Annotated in this window: 18 protein-coding genes; 8 read left to right on the forward strand and 10 right to left on the reverse strand. The window is 69.6% G+C overall.

Going from position 1 to position 18904, the window contains the following annotated elements:
• Positions 1-165: 165 nt before the first annotated feature.
• Entirely contained in the window at positions 166-654 is a 489-nt protein-coding gene (locus IPV09_RS05905; protein WP_207474311.1) for a DinB family protein, read from the reverse strand.
• 68 nt (positions 655-722) lie between these two features.
• Between IPV09_RS05905 and IPV09_RS05910 the strand changes: the two genes are divergently transcribed.
• Both IPV09_RS05910 and IPV09_RS05915 read left to right on the forward strand, forming a co-directional pair.
• Complete coding sequence (locus tag IPV09_RS05910; RefSeq protein WP_207474312.1) at positions 723-1241, forward strand: O-acetyl-ADP-ribose deacetylase; 519 nt, start codon at positions 723-725, stop codon at positions 1239-1241.
• An 83-nt stretch (positions 1242-1324) separates the two neighbouring features.
• A complete protein-coding gene (locus IPV09_RS05915; RefSeq protein ID WP_207474313.1) occupies positions 1325-2461 on the forward strand; it encodes a hypothetical protein in 1137 nt (378 codons plus the stop codon).
• A gap of 7 nt (positions 2462-2468) precedes the next feature.
• Here the strand turns inward: IPV09_RS05915 and IPV09_RS05920 are convergent, their stop codons facing one another.
• The 3 genes from IPV09_RS05920 to IPV09_RS05930 are packed head-to-tail and all read right to left on the reverse strand — an operon-like array spanning position 2469 to position 4623.
• Positions 2469-2705: a hypothetical protein gene (locus tag IPV09_RS05920; RefSeq protein ID WP_207474314.1), complete on the reverse strand. Its 237-nt coding sequence runs from the start codon at positions 2703-2705 to the stop codon at positions 2469-2471.
• A gap of 9 nt (positions 2706-2714) precedes the next feature.
• On the reverse strand, positions 2715-4001 hold the full coding sequence (locus IPV09_RS05925; protein WP_207474315.1) for an MFS transporter: 1287 nt from the start codon (positions 3999-4001) through the stop codon (positions 2715-2717).
• A complete protein-coding gene (locus IPV09_RS05930) occupies positions 3994-4623 on the reverse strand; it encodes a helix-turn-helix transcriptional regulator (protein ID WP_207474316.1) in 630 nt (209 codons plus the stop codon). Before IPV09_RS05930 ends, IPV09_RS05925 begins: the two co-directional genes overlap by 8 nt.
• A gap of 95 nt (positions 4624-4718) precedes the next feature.
• On the opposite strand from IPV09_RS05930, the gene IPV09_RS05935 reads away from it, so the two are divergent.
• The 3 genes from IPV09_RS05935 to IPV09_RS05945 all read left to right on the forward strand — a co-directional run bounded on the left by IPV09_RS05935 (position 4719) and on the right by IPV09_RS05945 (position 8307).
• A complete protein-coding gene (locus IPV09_RS05935; RefSeq protein WP_207474317.1) occupies positions 4719-5537 on the forward strand; it encodes an aldo/keto reductase in 819 nt (272 codons plus the stop codon).
• A gap of 71 nt (positions 5538-5608) precedes the next feature.
• Positions 5609-6925 carry a pitrilysin family protein gene (locus IPV09_RS05940; protein WP_242681293.1) on the forward strand — a complete coding sequence of 439 codons (1317 nt, stop codon included), beginning with the start codon at positions 5609-5611 and terminating at the stop codon, positions 6923-6925.
• Positions 6925-8307, forward strand: coding sequence for a pitrilysin family protein (locus tag IPV09_RS05945; protein WP_207474318.1), 1383 nt, complete (start codon positions 6925-6927; stop codon positions 8305-8307). The genes IPV09_RS05940 and IPV09_RS05945 overlap by 1 nt, the downstream gene beginning before the upstream one ends.
• Positions 8308-8311: 4 nt before the next feature.
• On the opposite strand, the gene IPV09_RS05950 is transcribed toward IPV09_RS05945, so the two are convergent.
• The 3 genes from IPV09_RS05950 to IPV09_RS14625 form a co-directional block, all read right to left on the reverse strand.
• Entirely contained in the window at positions 8312-11146 is a 2835-nt protein-coding gene (locus IPV09_RS05950; protein ID WP_370590236.1) for a UPF0182 family protein, read from the reverse strand.
• Between the two features lie 65 nt (positions 11147-11211).
• The gene (locus IPV09_RS05955; RefSeq protein WP_255521253.1) at positions 11212-11733 is read right to left on the reverse strand and encodes a PPA1309 family protein; all 522 of its coding nucleotides are present in this window, start codon (positions 11731-11733) and stop codon (positions 11212-11214) included.
• Positions 11730-12875, reverse strand: coding sequence for a S16 family serine protease (locus IPV09_RS14625; RefSeq protein WP_207474320.1), 1146 nt, complete (start codon positions 12873-12875; stop codon positions 11730-11732). Before IPV09_RS14625 ends, IPV09_RS05955 begins: the two co-directional genes overlap by 4 nt.
• 215 nt (positions 12876-13090) lie before the next feature.
• On the opposite strand from IPV09_RS14625, the gene IPV09_RS05965 reads away from it, so the two are divergent.
• The 3 genes from IPV09_RS05965 (at position 13091) to IPV09_RS05975 (ending at position 16020) form a co-directional block, all read left to right on the forward strand.
• Positions 13091-14590 (forward strand): zinc-dependent metalloprotease, encoded by a 1500-nt coding sequence (locus IPV09_RS05965; protein ID WP_207474321.1) that lies wholly within the window; start codon positions 13091-13093, stop codon positions 14588-14590.
• A gap of 289 nt (positions 14591-14879) precedes the next feature.
• Positions 14880-15041, forward strand: a complete 162-nt coding sequence (locus IPV09_RS05970; RefSeq protein WP_370590237.1) for a DUF5679 domain-containing protein — start codon at positions 14880-14882, stop codon at positions 15039-15041.
• Between the two features lie 160 nt (positions 15042-15201).
• Complete coding sequence (locus tag IPV09_RS05975) at positions 15202-16020, forward strand: hypothetical protein (RefSeq protein ID WP_207474323.1); 819 nt, start codon at positions 15202-15204, stop codon at positions 16018-16020.
• 10 nt (positions 16021-16030) lie between these two features.
• On the opposite strand, the gene IPV09_RS05980 is transcribed toward IPV09_RS05975, so the two are convergent.
• From IPV09_RS05980 to IPV09_RS05990, 3 genes are all read right to left on the reverse strand, one after another.
• Positions 16031-16369, reverse strand: a complete 339-nt coding sequence (locus IPV09_RS05980; protein ID WP_242681294.1) for a WhiB family transcriptional regulator — start codon at positions 16367-16369, stop codon at positions 16031-16033.
• A 101-nt stretch (positions 16370-16470) separates the two neighbouring features.
• The gene (locus IPV09_RS05985; protein WP_207474325.1) at positions 16471-16656 is read right to left on the reverse strand and encodes a hypothetical protein; all 186 of its coding nucleotides are present in this window, start codon (positions 16654-16656) and stop codon (positions 16471-16473) included.
• Between the two features lie 117 nt (positions 16657-16773).
• On the reverse strand, positions 16774-18873 hold the full coding sequence (locus tag IPV09_RS05990) for an ATP-dependent DNA helicase UvrD2 (RefSeq protein WP_207474326.1): 2100 nt from the start codon (positions 18871-18873) through the stop codon (positions 16774-16776).
• Positions 18874-18904 lie beyond the last annotated feature (31 nt).

Genomic DNA, 18904 nt, shown 5'->3' on the forward strand with positions numbered 1-18904 from the left:
GGGGTCGGGCCAGCAGCCCGGACATCCTTCAGTTGTCAGCATCACAACATATCGCGCGGGACGGGTGCCCCGCGGCGGTTCTCATGCGGGTGGGCACCCGTTCGGGTGAGGTCCCTCGGCGCCGATGAGTGCGTCTGTGCAGGTGCCGATCGTCCGGGGCGCGGCTCACAGGACCAGGTACTGCTGTCCGTCCAGGAGTTCCCTGGCCGCGTCCAGGTGCCCAGCGTGGGTGGCCGTCTCCACGATGACGTGCTGCATCACCGAGCGCAGGTCAGCAAACCGGTTCTCGGGCCACTGCGGCTCACGTCGGCGTGGCGCCTCGTCCAGGGACATGGCGGTGATCACAGCATCCGAGGCCTCGATGGCGGCTCGGTAGGCCGCGAGCACGTCCTCAGCCGACTCGTCCTGCCCCACCAGCCAGTCGCCGTTCTCAGCCGTCGGCCACCAGTCCAGCGATCCGCCTGCCATCACCACCTCGAACCAGTAGCGCTCGTCGGAGAGCGTCAGGTGTCGCACCAACCCCAGACAGTGCCAGCCGGACGGCAGCACCGGGCGACGCAGGTCGGCGTCGGTGAGCCCCTCGAGTTGTGCCAGCACGTGCGACCGGACGCCGTGCAGTGCTGCTGTCAGTGAGTCCCGTTCGCGATTGGCCATGGCCGCGATGCTACGCGTCGATGCCAGCGCCTCCACGAGGGCCGGGGACTCCTCCTACACTCGGCACCATGCCGAAGATCACCGCCCTCCTCGGCGACATCACCACCCTCGAGGTTGACGCCGTCGTCAACGCCGCGAACAACCGGATGCGCGGGGGTGGCGGGGTCGACGGGGCGATCCACCGCGCCGGCGGGCCCGCGGTCCTGGCCGACTGCATCGCCCGCTTCCCCCACGGCCTGGCCACCGGGGACGCCGGCTGGACCACCGCCGGTGACCTGCCTGCCCGTTGGGTCATCCATACCGTCGGCCCCAATTACGCCGCAGGCCAACGAGACCGTGCCCTGCTGGAGTCCTGCTACCGCCGATCCCTCGAGGTGGCTGACGATCTGGGCGCAGCCTCGGTCGCCTTCCCTCTGATCAGCGCCGGCATCTACGGCTGGCCCAAGGACGACGCCATCGACGTCGCCATCGCCACGATCGACGCGGCCGGCTCTGATGTCGACGAGGTCTTCCTGGTGGCGTTCGACCAGACCACCTACGACCAGATCACCCGGCAGCTGTCGGGTCGGGGCACTCCCGACAACTGACCCTGGCTCACGGCCATCGACGCCCGCCGGAAATGTCGGAGCCCCTCCGTAGCCTCGAAGTGTCAGCACGAGAAGGGTCGAAGATGAGCACTGTGGAACGCACCGAGCCGCCCGGGTCACGCGGCGCCGGCCTCGACGAGCAGATGGACGCCGACTGGCGGGCCTTCCGGGCCCGGCTCGCCGACGGACTGGCCGGACTCGCCGACGGCGGACTCGCCCTCATCCGCCCCGCCGAGGAGATGCTGGTCGACGGCGACTCGCTGTGGACCAGCGTGCGGCGGCACCGGCGCGAACTGTTGGTCACCATCCCCAGCAACACTTATCTGCCGGACACACTGAGGTTGTCAGCACCGGCGATGCGGACGCTTCGCGAGATGGGGCTGCGGCGCCGCCACGGCAGCGCCGACTATGAGATCGTCCTGCCGCTCAGTCACGTCGACCAGGCCGCCGCGATCATTTGTGGCGCCCTGCGCGACTGCTACGCGGTGCTGCACCCCACCTGGCTGGAGGTCACCGGCGTCGACGGCTGCACGTCGGCCGCGCCTGTCGAGGTCTCCCCGCTGCCACTGGCCGTCCTGGCCGAGGACCACGACCATCTGCGACGGCTGCTCGACGACACGGTCGGGCGGGTCACCGAGCCGCCGCACCGGGCCAGCGACGACGAGTACATGTTCTGGACCGAGGCCGCCGTGGTGATGGTCTCGCTGCACCCCGAGTCCCCCGTGGTCGTCCTGCGCTCGATGGCGCTGCGCGGGGTCGAGCACCGGCGCGCCGCCCGGGTGGCGGTCAACGAGCTCAACCGGGAGCGGCGCGGGGTCACGTTCATGCTGGAGCGCGGCAACATCGTCACCGAGATGCATGTACTGGCCGCGCCCTTCTCGGCCCAGAACGTCGTCTTCGCGCTCCATCAGATGATTCGCGTCACCCAGGAGGCGGCGCAGCGGCTGCGGCCGACGGTAGGCGGCGAGTCCTACGCCAGCATCGCCGACGACGCGAGGTCGCGCACCGAGGTGCTGGCCCGCAGTCTGGTGACCATGCTGGCCGACGGTCCGGTGAGCATCCGGCAGGTGGCCGGGGTCTGCGACCAGGACCCGGACCTGATCAGCGACCTCATCGACTACGTCGTCGACGGCCAGGCCGACTGGCAGGGGCTGGAGCCACACGCCGACAGGGCACTGCGCCTGTTGCGCCGTGCCCTGCGGCTGGTGCAGACGGAGTAGGACCGGGCTACTCGGTGTCGATTTGGGCGGCGAGGGTGGCGACGTCGGCCTCTCGACTCAGCAGCGCGATGGCCAGGTGGGCGATGAGTTCGCGCTCACTCGCCCGACTGGCCAGCGCCTCCAGGACCGGACCGCTCTTCAGGTTGCCGACCCGGGCGACGTCCCGGGCGTCAAAGGCATGACCGTCCACGTCGACGGTGACAATGCCGGTGCTGTCGTCATAGCTGTAGCCGATGCTCGTCATGGCGACAGGCTACGACTCCGCGACCGCAGCGTCGAGGGTCCCCGACCCCGACGCCGCCGGCGAGACGCGACGGCGCGGCAACAACACCATGCTCGCCAGTACGCACAGGGCCGTCGCCGCCACCAGAATGCGGTAGTCGAGCACCGCCAGCACTGCGGCACCGCCGAGCGTGAACACCGTCTGTGGCAGGTTGAACGCCACGTTCACCGCGGCCGAGGTGCGTCCTTGCATCCGCGGAGCCGTGAGCCGCTGCCGCAGCGTCACGAACGCCACCACCGACCACGTCACCGACCCCCCGACCAGTGCGAGTCCCAGCACCACCGCGACCAGGCTGGTGCCCATGAACGGCAGCGTTCCCAACGCCAGCCCCACCATGCCCATGCCGAACACACGGGTCTCGCCCCACCGCCTCATGGCCCTGGCAGCCGTCAACCCGGCGAGAACGGCGCCAACGCCCTGGACACTGACCAGCGGCCCGAGGGCGGCGGCGGGAAGGTGCAGCCCTCGCTCAATGGCAGGCAGGGCGGCGACATTGATCAGCCCGGTGGCACCGAAGCCAACCGCTGCCACCAGCGTGAGACGTCCCAGCACCGGGTGGGCGAACACGTGCCGGAAGCCGGCGGTCACCTCGTTCCAGTAGCTGCCCCGCTGGTCGGCGGTCTCGGGCGGGGACTCGACCAGACGCAGCATCGCCAGCAGTCCCGCGGCAACCAGGAACGAGGCAGCGGTCAGCACGATCACCGACCCCGGCCCGAATGCCGCGTACAGGGCCGCCCCCAGCAGTGGCGAGACCAGGCGCAGGGACTGGTCGATGGTGGTGAGCAGGCCATTGCCGGAGCCCAGGTGCTCGTCGGGCAGCAGGTCACGCACCAGTCCTGACTGGGCCGCGGCCGTCAGGTAGGCGACCGTCGCGTAGACCAGCATCACGACGTAGACCAGCCACAGCCCCGCCGGGGAGTCGACCAGCAGCAGCAGCGCAACCACCACTGCCACCACGGCATAGGAGCCCACCAGCAACCACTTGCGCGACAACCGGTCGGCGACCTGGCCCAGGAAGGGGGCCAGGAGTGAGGGAATGCCGAGCATGGCGAAGACCAGGGCGGCAGCGCTGTCCGAGCCGGTGAGTTCCTTGACCCACACCGCGACCATCAGGAACAGGGCGCTGTCAGCGAGGTTGGTGAAGACCCACGCCCCGCACAGTTGGCGAAATCCTCGGTACTGCCAAGCAGTGGGCAGGCGACGCCCCGCACCGTTCGGCCGGGTCGTGGTGGTGGTGGTGGTCAGCACATCAGTCATCAGGGTCTCCGTCAGGGGCGGCAGTCGTGGTGGGTGGCGCCGGCACCGGGTCGGGGTTGATGACCCCGAACAGGTGCGCGCGGCGGGCGCCCTCGGGGCGCTTGGTCGGGTCGCTGCGGTCGGCGAACCGGGTGACCAGGTCGCGGACGTCGTCGCCCAGTTGTCGCAATTCGTCGGCGGTGGCCCAGAACGACGACTGGTTGACCGAGGATGCCTCGATCCACTCGTGCTCGACCTCGTGGGCCTGGTGCAGGAACTGCTGGATGCGCTCAGCTTCGCGCAGCACCTGGAGCAGGGCGACCTGGGCGACGGCCGCGTAGGAGCCCGGTTGCTCGGGAACGGGCTGCAACTCCAGGCCCTGGCGCACCACCCGCCACGGCTTCTCGCGGCCGCGGCGTTCTCCGCGCTCGATGAATCCGTACTTCTCGAGCATCCGCAGGTGGAAGGAGCAACTGGCGACCGACTCCCCCACCCGTTCGGCGCACTCGGTGGCCGTGGCTTGGTCGACGTTGCGCAGGTGGTCGAGCAGGTCCAGTCGCAGCGGATGGGCCAGTGCGCGGATCCGTTCGGGGCTGCTGATGGCCTCGTCCCTGCCGGGGGTGGCCTCGTCGTGCGGTGTCATGCACCGAGCATAAATTCCTAAAGACTCGTTGCGCAAGGGTTCTTTAGCATGAATCTCGTGTCCCACCCGATGCGACCGTGCGGCACCATGGACCCATGACGACATCCCTGCCCCTTCCCGGTGGTGCCCACCTGCCCGTGATCGGTGTGGGCACCTGGCCCCTGGACGACGACCAGGTCGCCAGCATGCTGGCGGTCGCCTTCGAGGTCGGCTACCGACTGGTCGACACCGCCGAGAACTACCGCAACGAGGTCGGCGTCGGGCGGGCGGTGCGTGCCAGCGGCCTGGACCGCAGCGAGATCTTCATCACCACCAAGTTCAACAAGTTCTGGCACGCCGACCCGGTCGCCGGCGTCCAGGCCAGCCTGGACCGGCTCGGCCTCGACCAGGTCGACCTGGTGCTGATCCACTGGCCCAACCCCGACCAGGACCTCTACGTCCGGGCGTGGCAGGGACTTGTCCAGGCCCGTGAGCAGGGCCTGACCCGTGCCATCGGCACGTCCAACTTCCTGCCCGAGCACCTGGATCGCCTGATCCAGGCCACCGGGGTGGCCCCCGAGGTGAACCAACTGCAGTGCAATCCCTTCACCGACCGCATCCGCGAGCGGGACTACCACGTCGAGCACGGCATCGTCACCGAGTCCTGGGCGCCCCTGGGTGCCGGCAACGGGCTGGTGGACCACCCCGTCGTGCAGGACATCGCCGAGCAGCGCGGCGCGACCGGCGCCCAGGTGGTGCTGGCCTGGCACCTGCAGCAGGGGCTGGTGCCGATTCCGAAGTCCGCCAACCCCGCGCGCCTGGCCGAGAACCTGGCTGCCCTGGACGTCGCGCTGGCTGCCGATGACATCACTGCCCTGGATGCGCTGACCAGCCCCGACTACCGGGTCGTGGACGCCAACAGCTTCGGCCACTGAACCCGGCACCAGTCGTCCTCGCCAGCCAGACACCCGCGGTGCCCGGGGAACGACTGGATAAGCTGGCCCGAATGCCTGCCGCAACCGAGGGACACATGACACCGCTGAACACCGCCGTCGGCCCACTGCACTACGAACTGGTCGAGCACACCTTTGCCAATGGCCTGCGTCTGGTGGTCAACCCCGACCCGGTGGCACCCGGGGTGGCGGTGAACCTCTGGTACCAGGTCGGCTCACGCGACGAGGTGCAGGGCCGCACCGGCTTCGCGCACCTGTTCGAGCACCTGATGTTCCAGGGCACCTGGACGGGGGTGGCATCCGGTGAGCACCTGGCCGCGATCCAGGCGGCCGGGGGCACCGCGAATGCCACCACCAGCTTCGACCGGACGAACTACTTCGAGACCGTCCACCCCGGCGCCCTGGAGTTGGCGCTGTGGCTCGAGGCCCAGCGGATGGAGCACCTCAAGGTCGACCAGGCGAACCTGGACAACCAGCGAGACGTGGTCAAGGAGGAGAAGCGGCAGCGCTACGACAACGTGCCCTACGGCGAGACCCTCGAGGCCCTGTTCGACCTGGCCTACCCCGCCGAGCACCCCTACGGCCACACCCCGATCGGGTCGATGGCCGACCTGGACGCCGCCGCCCTCGAGGACGTCCAGGCCTTCCACTCCCTGCACTACTCCCCCGCCAACGCGATCCTGGTGCTGGCCGGTGCCGTGTCCCGCGAGCAGGCCATCGACGTGGTCGGCCGCCACTTCGGCCAGATCACCGGAGCCACCCGCCAGACGCGTCCGGCACCCGGTGACCTGCCCCCGTTCGTGGGCAACCCGACCGTCGTCCTGGAGCGGGACGTGCCCCGCGACGCCACCCACCTGGCCTGGCGCATCCCCACCCTGGACCATCCCGACACCTTCGCGATCGACCTGGCCCTGGACATCCTCGGCCAAGGACAGTCGGCGCGCTGGCACCGCGACCTGGTCATGCGGCGCGACCTGGCCGAAGGCATCAGCGGCGGCACCATGGGCCTGGTCGGCCAGTGCAACCTGGCCCTGGTCAGTTCCCGCACCCGGGAGGGCAGGTCCACCGACGAACTCGTCGAGGCCATCCTGGAACACCTGGACCGCCTGGTCGACCAGGGGCCCACCGAGGACGAGATGCAGCGGGTGCATGCCCAACTGGAGCGCTCGATGCTGTCGCAGATGGCCAGCCTCGACTCCCGGGCCGACGAGATCAACCAGTGGGCCAGCCTGACCGGCGACCCCACCCGGATCAATCGCATCCTGGCCGAGTACGCGGCCGTCACCCCCGACCAGTTGCGCACCGCCGTGGCCACCTGGCTCGCCCCCGAGGCCCGCGCCACCCTCACGTTCCAGAAGGTTGTTGCCTGATGACTGAATTCACCAGCGCCGTCCGCTCCCCCCGCGTGGCCCGCCCCGAGGTCGTCCACGGCGACGACTGGCGCTTCCCGCTGCCCCGGGTCGAGACCCTCGACAACGGCCTGCTGGTCTGGGCCTACCACCTGCCCGGCCAGCACGTCGCCGCCCTGGACCTGGTGCAGCCGATCGCCCTGGACGTCGAGGCACCCGGCGTCGAGGGTGTCGCCAATCTGGCGCTGCGGGTCAGCGACGAGGGCACCACCGCCCACCCCGACGGACGCATCTCGGAACTCCTCGAGAACGTCGGGGCCGCCTACGACGGCCGGATCACCCACGCCACCACGGTGTCGTCCCTCGACGTGCCAATGACCCGCTTCGCCGCCGCCCTACCCCTGTTCGCTGAGATCGTCTCCAGCCCAGCCATCAGCACCGACGACGTCGCCCGGCACCAGGCGCTGCGCATCGCCGAACTGGAGCAGGCCCTGGTCACTGGCGCCCAGAGCGCCAACCTGGCCGTGCGCGCCCTGCGCTGGCGTCCGGGGACCCGCGCCAGCCACCCGGTCGGGGGCACCCGCGCCACCGTCTCGGCCATCACCGCCGAGGACGTGCGCGAGTTCCACACCCAGCACTGGGGGCCGGACGGCTCCGTGCTGGTGGTGGCCGGCGACTTCGCCGTCGACCCCTTCGAGCAGCTGAACCAGACCCTCGGCGCCTGGCGCGCCAGCACCCAGCCGCGGGCGGCCTCCTCCCAGGACCAGTTCGCCGCCCAGCCCTCGACGCGGACCGTCACCCTGGTGCACCGACCCGGTGCAGTGCAGATCGACCTGCGGGTCGCCGGCGAGGGCGTGGACCGCCACCACCCCGACTGGGCGCCATTGCAGGTCGCCAGCGTCGCAGTCGGCGGGTCGTTCCTGTCACGCTTGAACAGGGTCATCCGCGAGGAACTGGGCTACACCTACGGCATCAACCTGACCGCCCAGCCGCAGCGGGTCGGCGGCACCTGGACGGTCAGCGCGAACATTCGCACCGACGTCGCCGTGCCCGCCCTGGACCAGACCCTGCGCCTGCTCGACCTCACCGACGCCCCGCTGGACGAGGCCGAGGTGGCCGATGCGGTCAACCAGATCGTGGGGGTGGCCCCGCTGCACTACGACACCGCCGAGGCCATCGTCGGGCAGGCCTCGTCCCTGGCCGCGGCCGGGGTCACGCCCGACCAGGTCAACATGCACCATGACGCCCTGCGGCGGGTGACGGCGCACAGCGCCACCGCCGCCCACCAGCGGCTGGTCGGCAACGGGCACGGACATGTGGTCGTCGTCGGTGACGCCGAGCAGCTCACCGGACCGCTCGAGGCAGCCGGCTACCAGGTCCGGATGCTCGAGCTCGACGTCTGAGCGCCTACTTCTGACGCTGCAGGGCCAGCGCCTGGGCGACCTTGGCCCGGGCCTCGGCAATGTGCTTCTGGTAGGTGGCCAGGTCACCGGCCTTCAGCGCGGCGTCCGCCGCCGCGAAGGCAGCATCCGCCTCACCCAGCAACGTGATGATCTGCGCCTCGACGTCGGTGGGCGTCGTGGTCGGTGGCGGCTTGCCGGTGTCGTTGGGATCCTCCTCGGTCTCGGCCCCGGAGTCGCCCCCGAAGACCGAGTCCAGCGCCTCCTGCAGCGTCTCCCCGATGCCGACATGCTCACCGAAGCGCACCGCAATGAACTGCAAGGCCGGGTAGCCGGCGGTGCCCACCTGCCGTTCGGTGTAGATCGGCAGCACGTACAGCAGTCCCCCGCCCAGTGGCAGCGTCATCAGGTTGCCGTACATGGCCGTGGCCGAGCCCTGGTTCAGGAACGGCCGCAGGCGCTCGGCGACGGCCGGATCGGTGGTGATCGCGTTCATCGTCTGACCGGGTCCGGCGATCTGGTTGGCGTCGTCCATCTGCAGGATGCGGATGGTGCCGTAGTCCGGACTGGACGCATCGGCATTGACCGCCATGTAGGCGCGCAGGTTCTGGCGTCCGCTGGGCACGAAGGTCGCCGTCTGGCTGAAGATCGGCGCCGAATCGCCGGGCCACTTGATGGACAGGTAGTACGGCGGCTCCTTCTTGCCACCGGCCTTGACCGGGTCGTCGGGCACCTGCCACACGTCGGAGCCCTGCACCCAGGTCAGCGGGTTGGTGGTGTGGTAACGGGTCAGCAGGTTGCGCTGCACCTTGAACATGTCCTGCGGGTAGCGCAGGTGCTGCAACAGCTCGGTCGGGATCGAGGACTTCGACTGCAGGATGTCGGGGAAGGCCTTCTGCCAGGTCTGCAGGATCGGCTCGCCCTCCTCCCACGCGTACAGGGTGACGGTGCCGTCCAGGGCGTCGACGACACCCTTGACCGAGTTGCGGATGTAGTTGATGGGTCGTTCCTGCTGCAGCCGCATCTGGTCGGAGACCGCGTCGCTGGTCGCCGTGCGCAGGTCGGTGCGCTGGGAGTTCGGGAAGTTCGCGGTGGTGGTGTAGCCGTCCACGATCCACACGACCCGCCCGTTGACGACCGCCGGGTAGGTGTCCTTGTCCCAGGTCAGCCACGGCGCCACCTGCGAGACCCGCTGGATGGGCTGGCGGTCGTAGAGGATCTTCGAGTCGGCGTTCACCCGGTTCGACAACAACAGGTTGATGTCGCCGAAGCGGGCCGCGTAGCTGAGGCGGGTGATCGGGTTGCCGATGCCGACGCCGCCCTTGCCGTTGTAGGTGTTCTTGGTGGCGTCCCCCGCGGTGCCGGTCGGCTGGTCGAACTCCACCGGGTCGGTGCCGTCCGGGGCGCCGACCACCACGTACTGGCTGGCCAGCTCGCCGAAGTAGATGCGCGGTTCGTGCTTGGGCAGCGGCCCCGTCGGGGGAATGCCGCCGGCTGCCCAGACCGGTTCACCGTTGTCCTGGGCCTGGTTGCCCTGGGCCGCCACCAGCCCGTAGCCATGGGTGTAGACGGTGTGCAGGTTGTTCCAGGTCTGGTCGGCGATGTTGTTGACGTCGACCTCGCGCGCGGCCAGCACGATGTCGGTGTTCTTGCCGTCGATCAGGTAGCGGTCGACGTCCAGGACGGTCGGGAAGGAGTAGTAGCCGCGCACCTGCTGCAGGTGCTCGAAGGTCGGGCCGATCATGGCGGGGTCCATCAGGCGGATCGCCGGCAGCGCCGCCGCATCGGTCTTCAACTGGCCGGCGCTGACATCGGTCTTGGCCGTGTAGCCCTCGGTGATGTCGACCTTGTCCAGCAGGTAGGCCGACCGGGTGGCATTGATGTTGGCCTGGATGTAGGGCTGCTCGCGATCCTGCTCCGAGGGGCGCACCACGAACTGCTGCAGACCGGCCGGGTAGAGGCCACTGATCACCAACGAGGTGACCAGCATGACCACGATCGACAGGCCGGCCAGGGACCAGCGCCGCACCTTGGCGTTGATGGCGAACAGGGCCGCGCACAGCAGGGCGATGACCATCATGATCAGCTTGGCGGTGGTGCGGGCATGGTGGTCGGTGTAGCCCATGCCGGTGAACATCCCACCGGTGCCGATCGAATAGCCGTAGCGGTCGAGCAACTGCTGGGCGGCCCAGACCACCAGGCACAGCGCGAACAGGATCGACAGGTGCGTCTGGGCGGCCGGGCTGAAGGGCGAGGCCAGCGGACGGGCGGACCCGCCCGAGCTCAGCACCCGCGGCGTCATCGTCGACAGCGCACCGACGACGAAGTGCAACGCCAGCGCCATCAGCGTGGCGATGATCAGCGCGGTCAGCAGGAAACTGGCCAGAAATCTGAACCACGGGTAGTCGAAGACGTAGAACGAGGCGTCCAGCCCGGTCCACGGATCGTCCACACCGAACGGCGTGCTGTGGCGCCAGGCGAGGTACACGGTGGTTTGGGCTGCCCCGGCCAGGCCGGCGATGACGCCGATCACGAGGGCCGGCAGCACCACGGCCAGACCTGCCCGCTGCTCGATCAGTTCCCGCGAACGGGCCACCATCAGGGACTCCGAGCGGCTGCGGACCTTCGGCTTGAGGCGCAGGGCCAGCCAGGCATTGAACCCCACGATGCCGGCCATGACCAGGGCGAAGACGAAGAAGAGCGTGATCGAGGTGCCCAACCGGGTCGTGTACACCGACGACATCTGCAGGCTGCGGAACCACAGCCAGTCGGTCCACAGCTGTGAGAACAGCAGGAAGCCGGTGACCAGCACCACCGCGCCCAGCAGGACCCAGCGCCACACCCCTCTTCCTCGGCCGGTCGGACGCGGGCGGGGCGAGCGCGCGGCTCGTCCCAGGAACGGGATGCTCATGTCAGGGTCCCCACTACTGCTGCGATGAGCCCGGGGGCGAAGTTGTCGCCACCGAGCAGGTCGTCGGGGTGGCTGACGAGTCGGCCGACCCCGTGCCGGGAGCCGTCGCGCAGGGCCCCGACCACGACCCGCATGTCCTGGCGGCGCTCGTGCCGGGCGACGAACTCGGCCGCCTCGTCCGGGTCGGAGGGAATCTGGTCCTCGAAGCCCGGCGGCAGGAAGGAGCTCTCCACGGCCAGGGCGCAGCCGTGGACGCTGGCGGGCCAGGTCAGCTTCGCCAGCGTCTCCTCCAGGCTCTCACCGGTGTGGAAGTCCTCCTGCTCGATGGAACTGAGCGAGTCCTCATTGCCCTGGCTGAGGTGGGCGGCCAGTGACGGCTCGTTGCGCACCAGTTCGTCGGTGCGCACCAGCGCGAACAGCCGGGCGGGTTGGTCCCACCCCTGGCTGGTCACGTGGCGTTCGATGTCCATCAGGGCAGCAATCAGTGCGTCCGTGCCCTCGGTCTGGTTCTCACTCAACAGCGAGGCACCCCCGTCTTGTCCTTGGATGTCTTCAACTTCTGCAACCCGCCGATGGCTTCGCGCAGCGTGGCGGCCTTGACCAGTTCCATCCGGGTGGTCAGACCCGCCAGGTCCTTGCAGTTGTCGGCGGGGACGAGGAAGACCTGCGCCCCCGCCCGTTCGGCACCCCGGATCTTCTCCTGGATGCCACCGATCGGCTGCACCTTGCCCTCGGGGGTGATGCCGCCGGTGCCGGCCACCTTGCGCCCGTCGAGCAGGTCGTCCTCGATGATCAGGTCGTAGATCGCCAGCGCGAACATCAGCCCGGCGCTGGGCCCGCCAATGTTCGGGTCGATGCCGTAGCTGATGCTGGGCGAGTAGCGGTAGCCCACGCCCAACCGGAAGCCGATGTAGGGCTGCTGGGGGTTGTTGGGAGCGGCGACGCTGGTCACGGTCACCGTCTCTGCCTTGCCGGCCCGCTCGATGGTGAACACGACCGGCTCGCCGACACGGTGTGCCTGGACGGCGGTCGCGATGTCATTGACGGTCTGGACGGCGCGCCCGTCGACCTTGGTGATCATGTCGCCGGGCTGCAACCGGTTCATGGCTGGGCCGGACAGAGAGACCCCGACCACCATCGGCAGCTCGCTGACGGGCTGGCCGGCGGCCCGCAACGCCGCCACGACGGCATCGGCCTGGGCATCGGTCATCAGTTGCAGGTCCTTGGCCTTGACCTCGGCGGTGGACTTGCCCGGCGGGTAGATGAACTTGCGCGGCAACACGTCGCGGTGCGGCATCGCGTGGTTGAACATCGCCTCGAACAGCCCCACGTGGGAGTCGACCCGGGTCTGGGAGACGGTGGTCAGGCGCAGTTCGCCGTTCAGCGGGGTGGTCGGCAGCCCCTGGATCTGGACGGCGGGGGCACCGTTGGCATTCGCCCCGGCCAGGTCGACGGTGCTGCCGGGCGACCACCCGGTGTAGGGAACCGGGGCCAACGCCAGCACCAGGGCCAGGACCAGGAAGACCACCGAGGACAGCACCGCGGTGATCGTCTGCTGGCTCACCTGCCAGCGACGCCGGCGCGGGGTCTCGGGCAGCGGGGGCATGGCGTCGGCGGGGCTGTGCCCCAGCTCATGGCGGCCCGCTGGTCGGTCGCTCACGATGCCTCCTCGCGTTCGGTGTCGGCTCGTCAGCCACAGCCTTCCGGTGCCTGCACCCTACCGTGTGACCCCAACCACATCGACCGTCTTCCCGCGGGCCTGATCTGCGGGACTCTTGCGTCCTAGGGTTGAATGGAACCCGAGAGCATTCCGGCCGATTGTGGCACCTCGCCACTGCGTGCACGACACCACTCGGCACATGACAAGGAGCATTGATGTCGCATCCCGATCATGAGGACGACCTGCCCGAGGACCGACCCGACCAGGGCACGTCCGCCGGTGACGGCGGCGCGGGCAACTCCGGCGGCTCGGGCAACTCCGGCGGCGCGGGCGACTCGGGCAACTCCGGCGGCGCGGGCACACCGTCGAGTGGCCAACCGCAGGACCCGTTGGCGGCGCTGCTGGCCCAGTTGGGGCTGAACCTGCCGACCGGGCAGGGTCTGGACTTCGGCGCGCTGATGAACCAGCTCGGGGCAATGACCGGTCAGGGCCCCGGCGGCGGCATGGGCTTCCAGGCGCCCGGCCAGGGCAGCGGCCAGCAGCCCGACGACTGGGCATGGTTGAAGGACCAGGTGCGCAAGTTGTCGGCCTCGCTGGGCAGCGACCCCAGCCCGACAACCCCCCAGAAGGCCCGGGTCACCGACTCCGCCCGCCTGGCGGAGATGTGGCTGGACGAGGCCGTCGAGTTCCCGCAGGTCCGCAACCCGGCGGCGGTGTGGAGTCGCGCGGAGTGGATCGAAGCCACCTTCCCGTCGTGGCGCCCGTTGGCCGAACCCGTCATCGACGCCTTGGCCGAGGCCCTGGGCAACGCCCCCGGTCTGGCCGGCGAGGGTGGCGAGTCGGATCCCCTGGCCATGTTCACGAGCATGCTGGCCCCGATGATGCGCGATGCGGCCCGACGGATGTACGCCCAGCAGTTCGCCCAGGCGTTGGCGAACCTGTCGACCTCGGTGGTCTCGGCCTCCGACCTCGGATTCCAGTTGTCCGAACCGCGGGTGGCGATCCTGTCGTCCAATATCGAGGCCCAGTTCGGTGAGTTGGACGTGGCCCAGGAGGACGTCCTGCTGTACCTGGTGCTGCGCGAAACGGCGCGCCAGCGACTCTTCCAGCACGTCACCTGGCTCGGCCCGCAGTTGCAGGCACTGGTGGAGCACTACGCCCGCGAGACCCGTATCGACCTGTCGGCCATCGAGAACTCTCTGGACCTCAGCGACCTCAGCCAGCTCGACCCGGCCAAGCTCAATGAACTCGGCGCGCAGGTGCAGGGCCAGCTCTTCGACCCGCACCCCACTCCGGAGCAGTCCGAGGTGCTGGATCGCCTGCAGACCCTGCTGGCCCTGGTCGAGGGCTGGGTCGACCACGTGGTCCACACCGTCGCCGGACGCTGGATGCCCGCCGAGCCGGCACTGTTCGAAGCGCTTCGTCGACGTCGGGGTGTGGGCGGGCCGAGCGAAGAGGTGTTCAAGGCGCTGGTCGGTCTGGAGCTGAAGCCGCGGCGCATCCGGGACGCCACGAACCTGTGGGCGGCCGTCGAGAGCGCCCGCGGACAGGCCGATCGCGACGGATTGTGGGCCCATCCCGATCTTCTTCCCACCGCCGAGGGGCTGGACGACCCGATGGGGTTCGCCGCGCCCGGCCAGCAGGCGACCGCTGAGCCCGACAGTTGGGACCTGGGCCTTCAGGAGTTGCTGCGCGAGGAGGGCCGCGATGACTGACCTGCCTAGCCGGGGCGCACAACGACTCGCCGCAATGTCTTGACGGGCGCGTTGGTGCGCCACTAGGTTGGGGTCAGCCCTCGGGTGGACTTGCGTGCAGGGGAAGGCATGCGAATCTCCACCCGGGGGTCATTTCTTTGTCCCGGGGCGCCCCGGGATCGACCCCCAGCGGCGCGCCGTACGCAGGAAAACCCCGCAGCTGAGCGTGATCTGGGTAGCATTGACGCGTAGCGGAGGTCGATGTCCATCACGGATGGGGCCTGCGACCGGACCAATCAAGGAGGACAACGTGGCTGACGAGACCTACAAGGGTGAGTTCTACTGCGTCAAGTGCAAGCAGAAGCGCACTGCCGAGGGCAACGTCGTCGTGAACGACAAGGGCACGCGCATGGCCAAGGGCAAGTGCCCCGAGTGCGGCACCAACCTGAACCGCATTCTGGGTCGCGCCTGATCCATCCTGTCGAAGGGGCCAGCCACTGCGGCTGGCCCTTTCGTCGTTCCCGGGCGTTGGTGTTGTCCGGTAGGGCTCCGACGTTGTCCATGTCAGTGCGGGCGTTGTCCGCTGGGGTCGGGGCCTTTTCGGCGGGCCGGCACCGGCGTTGGCTGTGACCATGACTTCACACCTGACACCGCTGGTCGACGCTGCCCCGACCACCGACATGATCCCCTGCCCTGCCGACGACCGGTGGCGGCTGCACCACCGGGCGCGAGTGCAGGCGCTGGCCGGCGGCGACGTGCTGCTGGCCTGTGCGGGGCGGCGCTGGCATCTGCGGGGGTTGCGTCCCGAGCTGCTCGAGTGGCTGCTGTCCCTGACGCCGTGGCCGCAACGGGTGCCGCTGCCCACCGGGGTGCAGGCACGCCGACTGGCGGCATGGCTGAGCTCGGGGGGCCTGGTCACCCGGTCGGCGCTGTGGCAGACCACCCTGGTCTCGCGTGGGTACTCCTGCCTTCGCAGCGGGTTGTCCACCCGCATCCCGGTGGCGCGCCGTACCCTGCCGCAGCCCGACGACCTGGCCGTCCACCCGGGGCTGGTGATCCTCGAGGACAGCGAGCACGACCGGGTTGCCACCTGGCTGTTGCGGCAAGCGGGCGTGCCCCACGTGGTGGCCGACCTGGGGGCCGACATCTGCCGCGTCGGGACCTTCTTGTCGGCCCGGGGGTGCACCCGCTGCCACGACCTGACCTCGATGGCCCAGCGTCCGTTGCTGGCCCACCGCATGGGGTATGCGGCCCCGCGCCCCGAGGTGGCCGAATGGATGGGTGACTGGGCGGCCAATCAGATCGTCCTGGCCGTGCGGCGGTGGCAGTCGGGCCAGGACCTGACGTCGGGCTGGTCATGGTTGGACACGACGGGCCAGACCGGTCACGAACCGGTCCGGCCCCACCGGTGGTGCTGTGCAGCCTCACTTCCCGTACCGCGGGCGGCGTGAGGACGCACCCTCAGGCCGCCTCGCGTCCGCTGGCCTCGGCGCGCGGCTGAGCTGGCAGCGGGGTCGGTTCGGGCTCTGGCAACGGATTCTTGCGAGGCCTGCCGCGCGGACGCTTGCGGGCCACGATGGCGCCGTCGACGATCAGTTGACCGCCCCAGACGCCGTGGGGCTCGCCGCGCCGCAGGGCCCCGTCGAGGCATTCCTGCATCAACGGACAGGTCTGGCAGACGAGCTTGGCGGCCTCGACGTCGGACGGATCGGCGGCGAAGAACAACTCGGGGTCATGATCGAGGCACGACAACTCGGCCGCGACGTCCACTGCGTAGATGTCGAGCTGGTCGAAGGGCATGGTGTCTCCTGGATTTCCTGGAACGTGTGTGCTGGTGGTCCGGGAAACAGAAGAGCCGTGAATCCCGGTGGTGGATTCACGGCCCGACATGGCTGGTCAGCTCAGCAGCTGTGCCTGTCTGGGGGCGAATCCGTGGAGTTGTCCTGCGAGGTGGAAAATTCGACAGTGGTCCCGTTGCCGAGGCCATCATTGGCGCCGCGGGCACGCACGCGGACACTGCCGGCGACGGCGAGGCGGGGCGCGACGACGTCCCGCGCCTCGGCGCTGGTCACAGTGTTGATGATCATCGGTCCACCTCCTCTCGCATGGGATCAGCCGGCGTCGGCCGGGGATCGTGTGTGAGACACATTACAACTGCCCCCAGGGGGCACCGCAACCGATTTAACGCATCGATGCGGAAAAGATCAGGGCCGGTGCGCGTCGAGGATCTCCAGCACGGCCTGCCCGTAGCGCTCGACCTTCGTCGGCCCCACTCCGGACACCTCGAGCAGGTCCTCGGCGGAGGCTGGCATCGCCTCGGCGATGGCGACGAGGGTGGCATCGGTGAACACGATGTAGGCCGGCGAACCGTCGGCCACCTGCTTGCGCCACTGCTTCAGGTCGAGCAGCAGCCGCTCGTCGTAGTCGGACGGGCAGGCCGCGTGGCGTCCCAGTTTGCGCTCGGCGGCGCTGGTCAACGACTCCTCGCAGACCCGACACTTCTGCGACAGCGCGCTGCGATCACGGCGCTTGCGGCTCGTGGCGGCCACCGGCTCCTTCAAGGTGCCCGGTGTCAGTCCGGCCAGGAATCGTGACATCCGCCGCCCGGCACGACCGGGACCGCCGCTGCGTGACCAACTGAGCCGCAGGTGTTCGCGGGCTCGGGTGACCCCGACGTAGAGCAGCCGACGTTCCTCGTCGATGGCAGCCGGGGTGGTCGACAGCACGAACGGGATGGATCCTTCCGCCACTCCCGCCACCGCGACGGCGTCCCATTCCAGGCCCTTGGCCGAGTGCAGCGTGGCCAGGGTGACGCCCTGGCCCACGGGCACCTCCTGGCGGGCGGCACGGGCCTGCAACTCGTCGACGACCCCGGCCAGGTCCAGGGTCGAGTCGGTCTGCGCGATCTCGGCGGCCAAGTCCACCAAGGCCGACAGCGATTCCCAGCGCTCCCGCGCCGCCCCGGCGCCGACCGGCGCCTCGTCCGACCAGCCGGACCCGGACAGGATGGCCTTGACCGCCGCCAGACCCGGGTCGTTCGGGGTGTTCTGGGCGTGCCCGGCCAACAGCCGCAGCGCCTGGCGGATCTCAGGGCGCTCGTAGAACCGTTCCGAGCCGCGCACCACGTAGGGCACCCCCGCCTCGGTCAGCGCCGCCTCGAAGGCCGGGGCCTGGGCGTTGATGCGGAACAGCACGGCCATCTCGCGCCACTCGGTGCCGCCCCGGTTGAGGCCCTGCAGCCAACTGACCACGGCCCGGGCCTCGTCGGAGTCGGTGGTGTGGCCCTCGAAGACCGGGGCCGGGCCATCGGGTCGTTGGGCTCGCAGCAGCAGCTTCGGGCCGCGATGGGTGAACTGTGGCGGGTGGAGGACCTTGTTGGCCAGGTCGACGACCTGCGGCGTGGAGCGGTAGTCCCGGTCGAGGCGGACGATCTTGGCGTCGGGGTGGCGTTGGGTGAAGTTGGTCAGGAAGTCGGGTCGTGCGCCGGCATAGGAGTGGATCGACTGCGCCGGGTCGCCGACCACGCACAGGTCCTCGCGCTGTCCCAGCCAGGCCATCAGCACCGCCTGCTGCAACGGGCTGACGTCCTGGTACTCGTCCACGGTGAAGTGCCGGTACCGGTCACGCACCTGGGCGGCGACCTCGGGAAACTCGTGCAGCATGGCGACGGTGCACAACAGGATGTCCTCGAAGTCGATGACCCCCCGCTCACGCTTGATGTTCTCGTAGTCGGTGATGACCTTGGCGACCACCGTGGGCTCGATGCCGTTGACCTCACGATGGGATCCGCGGGCCAGCGCGGGGTAACTGCCCGGGGTCACGTTGGAGACCTTGGACCAGCTGATCTCGGCCGACAGGTCACGGATGGTGGTGGTCTCGTGCGAGAGCCGGTTGCGGGCCGCGGCCTCGGCCACCAGCCCGTAGCGCGACTGGCTGACCGGCGGCAGTTCGCTGCCGTAGGACCGTGGCCAGAAGTACTGCAGTTGCCGCAGCGCCGCGGAATGGAAGGTGCGTGCCTGCACCCCCGTGACCCCCAACTCGGCGAGCCGTCCCCGCATCTCCCCCGCGGCGCGGGTGGTGAACGTCACGGCGAGGGTGCGGGTCGGATCTGCCGCCCCGATGGTCGCGGCATGGGCGATGCGGTGGGTGATGGCCCGAGTCTTGCCGGTACCGGCCCCCGCTATCACGACCAGGGGACCCTCGACGGCCTCGGCGACCTCCCGCTGGTCGGGGTCGAGGGCAGCCAGGATCGCCTCGCTGCTCGCAGCGGTCGGTACGTCGGTGACGGGGTCCAGTTCAGGCACGCCCTTCACTGTAGGCCCCCGCCGTGGGCGG

It is taken from the genome of Tessaracoccus sp. SD287, assembly GCF_017355265.1.
Taxonomy (GTDB): Bacteria; Actinomycetota; Actinomycetes; order Propionibacteriales; family Propionibacteriaceae; genus Aestuariimicrobium.

Coding starts and splice junctions, on each gene's coding strand:
- IPV09_RS05905 (WP_207474311.1), bottom strand. CDS start 654: ATGGCCAATCGCGAACGGGACTCACTGACAGCAGCACTGCACGGCGTC.
- IPV09_RS05910 (WP_207474312.1), top strand. CDS start 723: ATGCCGAAGATCACCGCCCTCCTCGGCGACATCACCACCCTCGAGGTT.
- IPV09_RS05915 (WP_207474313.1), top strand. CDS start 1,325: ATGAGCACTGTGGAACGCACCGAGCCGCCCGGGTCACGCGGCGCCGGC.
- IPV09_RS05920 (WP_207474314.1), bottom strand. CDS start 2,705: ATGACGAGCATCGGCTACAGCTATGACGACAGCACCGGCATTGTCACC.
- IPV09_RS05925 (WP_207474315.1), bottom strand. CDS start 4,001: ATGACTGATGTGCTGACCACCACCACCACCACGACCCGGCCGAACGGT.
- IPV09_RS05930 (WP_207474316.1), bottom strand. CDS start 4,623: ATGACACCGCACGACGAGGCCACCCCCGGCAGGGACGAGGCCATCAGC.
- IPV09_RS05935 (WP_207474317.1), top strand. CDS start 4,719: ATGACGACATCCCTGCCCCTTCCCGGTGGTGCCCACCTGCCCGTGATC.
- IPV09_RS05940 (WP_242681293.1), top strand. CDS start 5,609: ATGCCTGCCGCAACCGAGGGACACATGACACCGCTGAACACCGCCGTC.
- IPV09_RS05945 (WP_207474318.1), top strand. CDS start 6,925: ATGACTGAATTCACCAGCGCCGTCCGCTCCCCCCGCGTGGCCCGCCCC.
- IPV09_RS05965 (WP_207474321.1), top strand. CDS start 13,091: ATGTCGCATCCCGATCATGAGGACGACCTGCCCGAGGACCGACCCGAC.
- IPV09_RS05975 (WP_207474323.1), top strand. CDS start 15,202: ATGACTTCACACCTGACACCGCTGGTCGACGCTGCCCCGACCACCGAC.
- IPV09_RS05980 (WP_242681294.1), bottom strand. CDS start 16,369: ATGCCCTTCGACCAGCTCGACATCTACGCAGTGGACGTCGCGGCCGAG.
- IPV09_RS05985 (WP_207474325.1), bottom strand. CDS start 16,656: ATGATCATCAACACTGTGACCAGCGCCGAGGCGCGGGACGTCGTCGCG.